Source organism: Caballeronia sp. LjRoot29, from assembly GCF_964252755.1.
GTDB lineage: Bacteria > Pseudomonadota > Gammaproteobacteria > Burkholderiales > Burkholderiaceae > Caballeronia.
This window is the reverse complement of the sequence record NZ_CAXUPU020000016.1, coordinates 134,854-147,841: the sequence shown is the minus strand read 5'-3', so window position 1 is coordinate 147,841 and position 12,988 is coordinate 134,854. Positions and strand designations below refer to the sequence as shown.

The following is a 12,988-nucleotide window of genomic DNA, read 5'->3' as shown; positions in this document are numbered from 1 at the left end:
GTCGCTTTGGACAAAGAAATGACGCGCCGCCACGCGCAGTGGCTAATAGAGCGAAAAAAATCAGCTAACATAAAACGCGCGAAGACCTGGAAAGCAGCAACCCGGCATTGACTCCGTCCGCTAACGCAGAACCCGTGCAACCCGGCATCGACCCCGACCACAGACCCCACTAACAGTAAAGCCTCGTGCGCAACCAGATGGGGACCAACAACGCTATCGACCAGTCATCGCCAGCAAATCACCTTCCCACAGCATCACCGACCCAACCCACTCGCGGCGACTTGCTGCTCCACATATTGAGCGAACAGCGTATGCAGACGCGTCGACGGATGAATATCGTCAGCGAACATATACGTTTGATCTGCATTGGAGGTCACATATGTCGCCGGCGAGCACAGCAACGCGGTGTCATCGGGCGTTTTCGCAGGGTCGCAAGCCGTGCTCGTATTCGATACAGCAAAGCCATTCGCCTGGAAGTTCGCAATGATTTGATCCGTCCATGTGTAGGAATCGACCTGGATTACCTTGCCTTGCAGACCATTCGCCTGCAAGGCGGCATTCAAGTCACTATTAAACAACTGCGATAACTGCGTCAGGTTTGCGCCGCCATCGGATGAAGTAATGCCCTTAGGCGTCAGCCCAATATTCGGGACATTGACCACTACGACATGCGTAGCGCCGCCCTGCACAATCTGTCCGACAATTTGAGCCAAAGCGGTTGCTGCCGTCTGCACGACCGGCGCGGCAGCCGGCAGTGACCCGGCACGAAGCACATCGTTAGCGCCAGCCCAGACCAGCACCAATTGACCGGAGTTGAAACTACCGTGAGCAGATAAATAGCTCGAAACCTGCTGATTGACAGGCATTTCTACATTGCCGATCACGTCAGTCAGGAAGTCATTCTGGTCAGCCGGCGTTGCCACCGTGGAGCCGCCCTCCGCGTAGCCAAGGCCGCCTTGCGCGCTTAACTCGTGAGCGAGGTTGATCGTAAAAGCCGCGGTGAGCGTATCGCCGTAATATTGCGCGACATCCTGAGTCCACACTTGTCCCGGATTGGTCGTGAAACGGCCGCCGCCGACCGCGCTGGCGATTGGCGCATAAGTCCCGACGTCGGACAAACTGTCGCCGAAAGAGACGACTTGCAGATCGATGCCGCCCGCAGGCGCAGCCGCGCCGCTCGAGCCGCTTCCGCCGCCACCGCCACACGCCGCGAACAGCGACACCACACCGGCAAGAATTGCAGCGCGTACCTTGTTATTACTTCCTCGCATAGATCCTCCCCGCGGGTCGGCAGGGCAGCGGCCTTATACATCGGGCTTAAGCCGGGCTTATCGCCAGCCTGCATATCGCTATTGCGATACGGATGTTTGCTCAAGCAAAAAGCATGCGCTATCTTTTGAATGCGGCGCGGTTGCGGAGCATCTCCGATAACGTCGCGCAGTTGAGCGCACCAACGGAGATAAACGGACACAATAGACACAATATGCACGACTTCCCCGCACAGGCGAATGAAACGTGACCGCGCGCCGGTCCTGAATCCTCTGCAACTTTCTCAGGAGACAAGCTTCATCATGGAATATCGTCAACTCGGTCGATCTGGCCTCAAGGTCTCAACCATCACACTTGGCACCATGACAATGGGCGGCAAGGGCAAATTTGCGAACGTCGGCGAAGTCGGCCTGGACGAAGCGCGCCGGCAGATTGACATGTGTATCGACGCTGGCGTCAACCTGATCGATACGGCCGACGTCTATTCGAATGGCGCGTCGGAGGAAATCGTCGGCGAGGCGCTCGGCGGCAAACGCAAGGGCGGCGTGCTGATCGCCACCAAAGCACGCTTTCCAATGGGCGAAGGCCCGAATGACAGGGGTCTCTCGAGGCATCACTTGATCCAGGCTTGCGAGGCGAGCCTGCGCCGCCTCAAGACCGATGTAATCGACCTCTACCAGGTTCATCAATGGGATGGGCTGACGCCGCTTGAAGAGACGCTCGAAGCGCTCGACTTGCTGGTCAAGCAAGGCAAGATCCGGTACGTCGGCTGCTCGAACTACTCGGGCTGGCACCTGATGAAAGCATTGCATGTGAGCGAACGGGATCGCCTGCCGCGTTTTGTAAGCCAACAGATTCACTACACGCTCGAAGCACGCGAAGCGGAGTACGAGCTCGCACCCATTGCACTCGATCAGGGACTGGGCATCCTGGTCTGGAGCCCGTTGGCGGGCGGCTTGCTCTCAGGCAAGCATCGCCGCGACGCAACGCCAGAAGGCACCCGACAGCTCGCCGGATGGACCGAGCCGCCAATCCGCGACGAAGCACGGCTGTGGTCGATCGTCGACGTACTGCTCGAGATCGCCGGCGAACACAACGTCTCGGCTGCACAAGTTGCGCTAGCGTGGACGCTCGGGCGGCCTGCTGTCACGTCGGTAATCATCGGTGGACGCAACGAAACGCAACTGCGCGACAACCTTGGTGCGGCGAATCTCACGTTGACAGATGAACAGCGCGCGCGACTCGACAAGGTAAGCGCCCCGCCCCTGCTCTACCCGTACTGGCACCAGGTGCAAACCGCACACGACCGTCTTGGCGGACCGGATTTGTCGCTACTCGGACCGCATCTGAAGGCTTAGGCTGATCTGATTTGATCCAGTCGCTCTCAGGCGCTCTGCTATGGAGAGCGCCCGTGAGCAATGATTCTTCAATACTAAGGATACCGAATGTCACCGTGATCGAAAGTCAGTCAGTCGGTTTTCTTGCTGAACGCCTCGAACGCCTGCTTGTAATCCGGATGCCAGCGCGACAACGGCGGACGGTTCTCCACAATATCGCCCGCCGCCCACAGGATGCGCCGTTCGTCGAGGGCACGAGGTACGTCGTTGTCGGGGCAGAGAATGTAGAAGTCGCCGGCATCCAGGCGTTCCAGCATGAAATCGACGGTTTGCTCAGGCGTCCAGGCAGCGGCCGGCTTCTCGCGGCGACCATGCGCGGCAAGGTTGGTGAACACGAAACCCGGGATCAGCAAATGAGCGCTGAGCTTGCAATCCGGCGTGTTGCGCAGCTCGTGCTGCAGCGCTTCGGTGAACGCCTTCAGGCCGGCCTTGGACACGTTATAAGCCGGGTCGCCGGGCGGTGTAGTGATCCCTTGCTTGGAGCCGGTGTTGATAACCAGACCCGGCCGGCCGCGCGCGATCATTGCAGGAACGAAAGCCTGAGTGCCACGAATCGCTCCCCACAGGTTGACGTCAAGCACCCGCTCCCAGTTCGCGACCGGACCGAACACGGCGCTGCCCGGTTGAATGCCGGCGTTGTTCATGAGGATATCGGTGCCGCCGAAGCGATCTCGAACCGCCGTCTCCAGTCGGCTCAGGTCCTCGGTGCGGCTGACGTCGGTCTCGATAGCCATGACATCGTCCGCTCCATGGGCTGCCACAGCGGCGATTTCCTGCGCTGCGTGTGCGAGTCGATCCGCGCCCAGATCCGCGATGCAGACGCGAAGTCCGCGTTGCGCGAATCGCTTGGCAGCGGCGAGGCCGATACCGGCAGCACCGCCCGTGATAACGGCGACCGATCCGGCAGTGAAAGCAAAGTGTGTCATCGATGATCCTTCGTGGACGAGTGCCAGGCACCCTACGGTGTCAATTATCCCTGAGTTAGCTCCGCTCAATCAGAAAGCGCGGTCACAAGCGCGAATTGACATCGTCACATCCTGCGCAACGAACGCGATTGCCGCAGCATGCCAATGCATACATCCGCCAGACTCTCGGCATCACGCGGCAGGACGATCGAATCCTGCTCCAGCAGCCAGTCTCGCAACACGCCGTCGAGAAACGCATGCACGATGCCGGATGCGCGAACCGTATCAAGGTCGGACGGCAACTGACCTCTTGCGATCGCATTTTGCAGCACCCGCTCAAGCTGCTTTCTGCCGTTGCGGGTGGCGTTGCGTTGTCGATCGAATACAAGATCCATGTCGCGTGTGTACTCGCACTTCGTGAACAGGACTTCAAACACGCGGCGGCTGTGTGGTTCCACCGCGGTCCTGCGAAGACAGAACACCAGGAGTTGCCGTATCTTGCCGAGCGGATCCGGCTCTTCGGCATCGGCCGATGCCAGGACCAGCATCTCCATCGGCAACATGACGCGGTCTGTCATCGCGACAAACAGTTCGACCTTGTTGCGAAAGTGCCCATAAATCGCGCCGCGCGTGAAGCCCGCCCGCATCGCGACGTCTTCAAGCGTCCTGCGGGCAACGCCATGCTCGGAGAAGACCCACTCGGCCGCGTCGAGAATCCGGTCGCGCGTTTCCAGCGCCTGTTGCCGTGTTCGTTTCATCTCTCGCTGCGCCGGTGCATGGCTAATCGAGCGCGCCACATCCGGCGCGCGGAGTCTCGCTAGGCTGGCGTGCCCTCCCCTGCGGGGTTCGCGCGGCCTGTGCCGCCACCGTCATGCTCGCCACCGCCCGGCGGGTTGCCATCGTGGCCACCCTGGCTATCTCCATCGCCGTCACCGTGGTGGGGCATCTTGTGCGATACCTCGTCGAGCTTGTCGCCAAGCAATTTCCGGACGACCACATAGAACACCGGAATCAGCAGTAGCCCAAGGAAGGTCGCAAACAACATGCCGCCGATCACGCCAGTACCAATTTCGTGACGCGAAGCAGCGCCTGCTCCCGACGATATAACGAGCGGGAACACACCGAGGATAAAGGCCATCGATGTCATCAGGATCGGGCGCAATCGCAGACGAGCCGCGCTCAGGACGGCATCGCGCAGCGTCATGCCTTGTTGCTGGCCCTCCACCGCGAACTCGACAATCAGGATCGCGTTCTTCGCCGCGAGGCCGATCACGGTCACGAGACCGATCTTGAAGTAGATATCATTTGGTACACCGAACAAGAGACAGAACGCCAGCATCCCGAGCATGCCAAGCGGCACGACGAGCAGCACAGCGGCCGGAATTGACCAGCTTTCATACAACGCGGCAAGGCACAGGAACACCACCACGATCGACAGCAACAGCAGCGTGATCGCCGACGACCCTGACAGCAATTCCTGGAACGACTGACCGGTCCAGTCCGCCGCGAAACCCGTCGGCAACTGGCGGTCCACAATATTCTGCAGCACGTTGATCGCCTGTCCGGTCGAGTAGCCCGGGGCGGAGTTGCCGACGATCTCGATCGCGGAGTAGCCGTTGTAGCGCGGCAGCACCGTGGGTCCAAAGCTCCATTTGGCATTCACTACGCTCGCGAGCGGCACCATGTTGTAAGGGCTGATCGATGTATTCGCAGGAGACGGGTCGACGGGCGTCGTGAAGCCGTTCGACGCAACCGTGCTGCTCGCAGCCGAGGCCGAACCGGTGCCGTTGGTGAACAGGCTCGGCGTATAAAGATGCTGGAGCGAGTCGATTCCCATCCGGTACGGCGCATCCGCCTGGATATAGACGCGCTTCACGCGCCCGCCGTAAGTGAACTGATCGATATAAAACGGCGCGAGCTCTGTCTGGAGCGTGGAGTAGACATCGCTTAGCGACAAGCCCATTGCCTGGGCCTGAGTACGGTCCACCGCGATGTCGAGTTGCGGGGCGCTCGGCAACGAGTTGGGGCGGATGCCGAACAGCACCGGGCTCTTCGTCGCTCCCGCGAGCAGCGTGCCCGTGGCTTGGCCAAGCTCTGCGCGCGATTGGCCTTCACGTGCCTGCAGATACATGTCGATCCCGCCGAACTGGCTGAGACCGCGAATGGTCGGCAGATTCACCGCGAAGATCTGCGCATCGGTGATGCCATGCAGGGTCTGGTTGATCTTCGGAATCAAAGTCATCGCGGTGTCATGGCGCTTGTCCCAATCCGCCAGCTTGATAAAGGACATGCCGACGTTTTCACTCGTACCGACAAAGCTGAAACCTTCCGGCTGGAAGATCGCTACGATCTCCTTGCTGAAGGGACTGTTCGAAAGCTTGTCGCGGACCTCCGTCATCACGTGGTCCGTACTCTGCAGCGTCGAACCGGGCGGCAGGTTGATGAGGGCGAGCACGAAACCCTGGTCTTCATCGGGCACGAAGCTGGTCGGCAGTTTCGTATAGAGAAAACCCGTCAGCACCACGACGAGCACGAATACGATCATCCAGCGCGGCGCATGAGTGACGGCGCGAGCGGTCTGGCCGATATATTTTTTCGTCGTCCAGTCGAACGTGCGGTCGAACCAGCGATAAAACCAGTTCTTTTCCGTTGCGTGTTCGGGCTTCAGGATCGCCGCGCATAGCGATGGGGTAAACGACATCGCGAGGAACGCGGAGAATCCCATCGACACTGCAATGGTCAGTGCGAACTGCGCGTAGATAATGCCGGTCGCGCCCGGCTGCAGCGCGGACGGGATGAACACGGCGGACAGCACCACCGTGATCGCGATGATGGCGCCGGTGATCTGGCCCATCGCCTTGCGGGTCGCCGCTCGTGGCTCCAGATGCTCCTCGGTCATGATGCGTTCTACATTTTCGATCACGACGATTGCATCGTCGACCACGATACCGATCGCCAGCACCATGCCGAACAGCGTCAACTGGTTGAGCGTGTAATGCAGCGCCGACAGGCCAATGAACGTCCCGAGCAGCGCGACCGGAATCACGAGCGTTGGAATGATCGTCGCGCGCAGATTCTGCAGGAAGATCAGCATCACGAAAAACACCAGCACGATTGCTTCGACGAGCGTCCGGATCACGTCCACGATGGACGCGGTAATGAACGGCGTGGTGTCGTAAGGCACGCTCCATGTGACGCCTTCCGGAAGATCCTTCGCCAGCGTCGCCATCTCGGCCTTGACCGCCTTCGCGACCGCTAGCGCGTTCGCGCCCGGCAGCAGGAACACAGCCATGCCTCCCGCCGCCTTGCCGTTATAGACCGGCGCGAAACCGTAGGTCTGCGAGCCGAACGAAACACGCGCCACGTCGGAGAGCTTGACCGTGGTGCCGTTGTTGTTGGCGAGAATAATGATGTCCTGGAACTGCTTGATCGACGAAAAGAGACTATCGCCCGTCACGTTCGCCGTAAACACCTGCCCTTTCACCGCGGGATCCGCGCCAAGCGAGCCTGCTGCGAACTGTGCATTCTGCGAGCTCACGGCATTGAGCACCTGGGTCGTCGACAAGCCATAACTCTGCAGCTTGTTCGGGTCGAGCCAGATACGCACTGCGTACTCCGAACCAAGCAGCGTGGTATTGCCAACACCGTTCACGCGGCCAATATTAGGCTGGATCTGCGAAGCGAGGATGTCGGAGAGACGCCCAGCATCAATCGACGGGTTGTCTGATTGCAGCGCGACGAACAACAGGATGTCAGGGCTCGCCTTGGCCACCACGACGCCCTGCTGCGTGACCTGCGAAGGCAGCAGCGGCTGGGCGAGCGTGACCTTGTTCTGCACCTGCACCTGCGCAATATCCGGGTTGGTGCCGGTCGCGAACGTGAGGGTGATTTGCGTCTGACCATTGGAGCTCGACGTCGAACTGAAGTACAGCAGATTGTCGATGCCGGTGAGCTGCTGCTCGATCACCTGCGTCACCGTCGATTCCATTGTCTGGGCGCTCGCGCCTGGATACTGCGCAGTGACGGTCACTTCCGGCGGCGCGATGTCCGGGTACGAATCGATCCCCATGCCGTGCACCGAGATGATGCCGAACAGGCAGATCAGGATCGCGATAACCCAGGCGAAGACGGGGCGGTTGATGAAAAAACTCGGCATGTGCGTTTCTCCTACTGGGCCGAGCCGGCCGAAGCCGCTGATGCTGTGGAAACCGGCGCGGTCGAAGGTGCCGTCGAAGCCGCCGCGGTAGCTGATGCCGCATTAGACGCAGCAGGCGGCTGCCACGCGACCGTCTTCACGGGCGCGCCTTCCCTCACCATCTGCACGCCGGTCACGATGATCTGGTCGCCGTCAGCGAGCCCTTGCGTGACGATCCAGTTATTGCCGAGGCTATCGGTCGCCACAACGTCCTTGCGGCCCACCTTGTTGTTCGCGTTGACCACGAACACAAACGCGCCGACCGTGTCGCGCTGGACGGCCTGCTGCGGAACCAGGAACACATTGTTCTGCTGACCGAAGTTAACCGTCAGCGTCACATACATGCCGGGCAGCAGACGCCGCTGCGGGTTCGCAACGAGCGCGCGCAGGTTGACCGCACCGGTCGCCGCATTGACCGATACGTCGGAGAAATCGAGCGTGCCCGCCGTGCCATACGCCACACGATTAGGCAGCGCGATTCGCACCGTGGTGTGACTCTGCTGTGACAGGTCGACTGAGCCCGCGCTCTGGGAATCCTGCAGCGTCGCGAGGTCAGCCGAACTGATCGTGAAGTTCACGTACATCGGATTGATCTGCTGAACCGTGGTCAGCAGCGTGCCGCTGCCACCCGCGTCTGACGTGCCGTTGCCGACCACCGCGCCCGCCGTCACTTGCTGTTGTCCGGCGATACCGCCTATGGGCGCCGTCACGCGTGTGTAGTTGAGCGAGACCCGTGCGCTCTCGACAGTCGCCTGGTCCGCCTTGACCTTGGCTGCGGCGCTGCGCTCGGCGGCATCGGAATTGTCGACGGTCTGCTGCGAGACCGAACCGACCGGCAGCAGCTTGCGATTGCGCACGGCGGTGATGCGGTCATTGACGTAGGTGGCCTGATCTTCGGCCAACAACGCGAGATCATTGTTGAGCTGCGCGCGATAAAAGACTGGATCAATCTCGAACAGCAACTGCCCCGCGCGCACCTGTGAGCCTTCCGTGTAATTGCGCCGCAATAACACGCCGGACACGCGGGCCGTTACGTTCGCGCTGTAGTAAGGCGAAAGCCGGCCGACGAACTGACGTTCAAGCGGCACCGATTGTGACTGCGCCTTCACCACGGCAACTTGCGTGGGCGGCGGCGGCGGCGTGCTTTTCGAGCAGGCGGCGAGCACGATCAGACACAGATACGACAGCGCCGAGCGCTGAGAACGTGACGTCATGAGAACTCCGTTCTTGCTTGAGTTCAGCGCGCGCGGGCTCCGCTGCGTGCTGGAGTCGAATGGAACAGCTTGTAAGTCAGTCCGCGACCGCCTCCGAGGCAGGCTGCACTGGCACTTGCGAAACGGGCGATGAAACATGCGATGAAGCAACGGCCGGCATCGAGGCGACCTCTGCGTCATCGCGCTGCCAGCCACCGCCCAGGTTCTTGACGAGTTGCACGTTACTCTCGGCGAGCAACGCTTGCGTGTCGCGCAGATTCTGCTCCGCCTCGAGCAATGTCAGCCGTTGCGTCAGCAAGCTCTGCTGACTAACCGCGCCGGCATCGAACTGCGCCTGCTCGCTCGCGAACAACCGGCTGTTGCTGTCGTACACCTTCGCGAACGCGCCGGCCTGTTCCCGCAGGTGGTTCATCGACGACAGGCTGTCCTCCACGCTCTGGAACGCAGTCAGGACCGTGTTCCGATAGATCGCGACGTCTTCGTCGTAGGTCGCGCGCGCGCCGCGCACAGCGGCCGTGCGGGCGCCGCCGTCGAAAATCGTTTCCGCGAGTTGGGGGCCAAGCGTCCAGAAGCGGTTCGGGACCGTGAACAGATGTGCCAACGTGTTGTGCGCGAAACCACCTTCAGCCGAGAGCGTCAGCGACGGATAGAACGCAGCTTCGGCGAGGCCTATGCCCGCATTGGCCGCCGCAGCCGTGCGCTCGGCACTGACCACGTCATAGCGCCGTTCGAGTAATTGCGAAGGCAGTGCCGGCGGTACGGCAGGCGTAAGGAAGGAATAGTTTGGATCGGCGGCAACGGAGAATGTCTCCGGCGGCACGCCGGTCAACACGGCAATTGCGTGCTCGTCCTGCTCGCGCGTTGTTTCGGTCGCCTGCAAGTCGGCGATGATCGTTTCGAGATTTTCCTGCGCGACCAGTACGTCGTCGTTCGACGCGAAGCCCTCTTTGAAGCCGGTTTGGACCATCGACAGAATCTGGCTGTCGACGTCCTGCTGTTCCTTCAGCGCGTGCGTGTCGAAATCAGCCTGGCGCAACTGGAAGTAGTCAGTGACGACACTCGCCGTGATCGAGATGCGTTCACCGGCAAGCTGCGCATCCGATGACTGGGCGTTCGCTTTCGCCTGCTCGATCTCGCGCCGTATTTGTCCCCACAGGTCCAGTTCCCAACTCACGGTCCCGCTGGCGAGCACGCTGTTGCCCGCTGCGGCAGATGAACCGGAACTCGCGGCGAGTCCTCCAATGTTGCCGCCAGAACGCGCACCGGATACACCGGCCGTGACGATCGGAAACAAGCCGGCCTGTTGGGACTGAACGGTGGCGAGCGCGACGCGATAAGCGGCTTCCGCCGACGCAATCGACTGGTTGGCCTTCAACGACTGCTCGACCAGGCCATTGAGTTTGTCGTCGCCGTACATGCGCCACCACGTGCTCGAGATCGCGGCCTGCGGATTCGCTTCGGCGCGATGCCAGTCGACGCCCTCCTTGAACCCTTCGGGTATCTGGACCTCGGGCTTGCGATAGTCCGGGCCGACCATGCACGCAGCGAGGGATGTGGCGACGATAAACGCGACGCCACCCTTCACCACACGCCGCAATCGAAAGCGTGCAGTACTTACATAAGTGACATCCGAGGTCCGACAATCACCTTTCAAGTGAAGTCTCCTGTGTCGATCGGAGTCAGCGCTTAACCGGGTTCCATCCATGGTCCCTTAGCGCTTCCGCCGGTCTCATGCAGACTCGTTCTGCATACCGGATAAGCAGTCCAACAACGAGATGGATCGTATTCTAGCCAGCCATAGAAGAACTTGCAGATTTGAGCGCGCAAGAAACATGGATGACAATCGATGTCGCGTCGCATCTAATTGTTTTAGGCAATCTGGAGTGAAGGCTAGGTCTGTCCGACACTCGGAAGTCACTAGCGATTTAGTTAGCAATACATCCAGTAATTCAATGCATAAGCTTCTTCCTCACGCTAACGATGCATGCTTGGTCGAACCTGAAATATTTGGAAAAATGCGGCGGAAATTGTGAATTCGATGCGGTCCATCGAATAAGCCGCGCACTTGCCGGCTTGAGGAGCGCTAGCTCCAAAGCTATTCGAACCGTAAGTTTCTACTGCTTACGGTCATCGAACATTTCGTCAGGCAAACGAAAACTCAGGTCGGGTCGACCATTCGGTTTAATCGTCGTACCTTAGCGATACGCGATCAATATCCGAACTTCTCACCTGATATGTCCTGCGTCCGCGCGTCTGCGCGCTCTATCTACTATTGCGGCAACAGTAGCCTGAGCCTGCGTGCGCCGCGTAGCCCGGACAGTGCGAACTATTTTCCCCTGGCTATCGGGATGAAGCGCCCAGTAAAGCGCTGCGATCCAGCACACCACCGTCCAGCCGAACAAGGCGTTCAGCAGCGCCAGCAACAAGACATTGCGACGCCCTTTGCGGTCAGCCAGGATGGCCGGCAGGAAATACACCACGACTGCGGCCGTAACCGCAACACCTTCAAACAGGTAGCGAAGCATGTTCACCTCCAGCCGGACACATGACGTCAGAGAATTGCCATTTGTCCAAAAAGATAAACTCAATACTACGATTACAGGTATTTAACTTAAAGAGATATTCCGCGAATACATTATTCGCCCGAACGCAAGAATCGCGGTTTAAGCCGCGGTTAAACCTGACAAAACATGACGGCCGGCTTTAAGGCGCTCTTAAGGAATGTCGGACGACACGCATGCTAAGGATACCTATACGGACGTCGTGCCGAGCCGCGTTGTGAAGAAGCCGGCCCGGGGTTGCATTCTTAGGCCGAAATTTCCGGGCTGCCGTCACTCCAGTGCTGGCGCTTAGCGGCGTCCGATGTCCTCAAGAAAAACTGATACCTTGGTCAACCCCTCTTGAAGGACATCGAGCGGGTTGGCGAAACCAATCCGGATATATCCCTCCATGTCGAACGCGCTGCCCGGTGTGAACATCACGCCGGTTGCCTCGATCAGCGAAGTACAAAATTCGGTCGACGACATATCGACATCAAACTTGACCAGACATACCGTCGCGGCCTTGGGCTTCACATACGACGCCAGCGACTCCTTGCCAATCCAGTCGTCGAGCACTGCAAGATTCGTCCGCGTGATGGCGTGGTTACGCGCAAGAATCTTGTCCTTGGCCTCAAGCGCAATGGACGCAAGATAATCGTCGATCATGCCTACGCTGATGGTGTTGTAGTCACGATGAATACACACCGCGCGAATCAGCTCGACCGGTCCGGCAATCCATCCCAGCCGCAACCCGGCCAGCGACCACGTCTTCGACATGCTTCCGGTGCTGATACCCCGCTCGCAAAGATCAGCGACAGAGGCGGTGAACCCTGAGCCTTCCTGATCCGTGCCCCGATAAACCTCATCGCACAAGAGGTATGCGCCGCACGATTGAGCGATGGCCACCACCTCCTTGAGGAAGGCTTCATCCATTAGCGAACCCGTCGGGTTGTTCGGATTGTTGATGGCGATGAGCTTGGTTTTCTGTTTTGCCAGTTTGCGAAGCTCGTCGAGATCCGGCAGAAAGCCGTTCTCTTCGCGCAGCGTCACGGTCTGCAGATCCGCGCCATAACTTTCGGGAATCGAGTAATGCTGCTGGTAAGTCGGCAACACCGCGATGACCCGGTCGCCGGGTTCGATCAGCGTCTCGTACACCAGCGCATTACCGCCAATGGCGCCGTGCGTCACAACAATATTCTCCGGCGTCTGCCGCTCATATAAAGCCGCGATGTTGGCCCGCAGCCGGTCCGAACCTTCGATCGCGCCATAGGTCAGCTTCATCGGCAGAAGCTCGTCGAGCAGACTATCCCGCTTGCCCGTCAGATCGAGCAACTGCGCGACTGTCAATGATTCGACGCAGGTTTCAGCAAGGTTATAGCGCGCTTCATGCTCGTACCGGTCCATCCAGCGTTCGACAAGAAAGTCCTTGATCTTCATTGCAATCTCCGTGGATCAGCTATCGCTAACA

Annotated in this window: 9 protein-coding genes; 1 reads left to right on the top strand and 8 read right to left on the bottom strand. The window is 59.7% G+C overall.

The genetic code is table 11. The features are described from left to right. Positions 1–254: 254 nt before the first annotated feature. Complete coding sequence (locus ACSQ83_RS18995; protein WP_436229191.1) at positions 255–1,271, bottom strand: SGNH/GDSL hydrolase family protein; 1,017 nt, start codon at positions 1,269–1,271, stop codon at positions 255–257. Positions 1,272–1,571: 300 nt separating this feature from the next. On the opposite strand from ACSQ83_RS18995, the gene ACSQ83_RS18990 reads away from it, so the two are divergent. After that, positions 1,572–2,627 carry an aldo/keto reductase gene (locus tag ACSQ83_RS18990; protein WP_436229190.1) on the top strand — a complete coding sequence of 352 codons (1,056 nt, stop codon included), beginning with the start codon at positions 1,572–1,574 and terminating at the stop codon, positions 2,625–2,627. Positions 2,628–2,737: 110 nt separating this feature from the next. Here the strand turns inward: ACSQ83_RS18990 and ACSQ83_RS18985 are convergent, their stop codons facing one another. The 7 genes from ACSQ83_RS18985 to ACSQ83_RS18955 all read right to left on the bottom strand — a co-directional run bounded on the left by ACSQ83_RS18985 (position 2,738) and on the right by ACSQ83_RS18955 (position 12,957). After that, complete coding sequence (locus tag ACSQ83_RS18985; RefSeq protein WP_436229189.1) at positions 2,738–3,592, bottom strand: SDR family NAD(P)-dependent oxidoreductase; 855 nt, start codon at positions 3,590–3,592, stop codon at positions 2,738–2,740. A 104-nt stretch (positions 3,593–3,696) separates the two neighbouring features. Then, positions 3,697–4,329, bottom strand: coding sequence for a TetR family transcriptional regulator (locus ACSQ83_RS18980; RefSeq protein ID WP_436229188.1), 633 nt, complete (start codon positions 4,327–4,329; stop codon positions 3,697–3,699). Between the two features lie 59 nt (positions 4,330–4,388). Continuing rightward, positions 4,389–7,727 carry an efflux RND transporter permease subunit gene (locus ACSQ83_RS18975; RefSeq protein ID WP_436229187.1) on the bottom strand — a complete coding sequence of 1,113 codons (3,339 nt, stop codon included), beginning with the start codon at positions 7,725–7,727 and terminating at the stop codon, positions 4,389–4,391. An 11-nt stretch (positions 7,728–7,738) separates the two neighbouring features. After that, positions 7,739–8,980 (bottom strand): efflux RND transporter periplasmic adaptor subunit, encoded by a 1,242-nt coding sequence (locus tag ACSQ83_RS18970; RefSeq protein WP_436229186.1) that lies wholly within the window; start codon positions 8,978–8,980, stop codon positions 7,739–7,741. A gap of 76 nt (positions 8,981–9,056) precedes the next feature. Continuing rightward, positions 9,057–10,634, bottom strand: a complete 1,578-nt coding sequence (locus ACSQ83_RS18965; protein ID WP_436229185.1) for an efflux transporter outer membrane subunit — start codon at positions 10,632–10,634, stop codon at positions 9,057–9,059. A 571-nt stretch (positions 10,635–11,205) separates the two neighbouring features. After that, positions 11,206–11,505: a superinfection immunity protein gene (locus ACSQ83_RS18960; protein WP_414955107.1), complete on the bottom strand. Its 300-nt coding sequence runs from the start codon at positions 11,503–11,505 to the stop codon at positions 11,206–11,208. A 324-nt stretch (positions 11,506–11,829) separates the two neighbouring features. Further along, a complete protein-coding gene (locus ACSQ83_RS18955) occupies positions 11,830–12,957 on the bottom strand; it encodes an aminotransferase (RefSeq protein ID WP_436229184.1) in 1,128 nt (375 codons plus the stop codon). Positions 12,958–12,988: the final 31 nt, after the last annotated feature.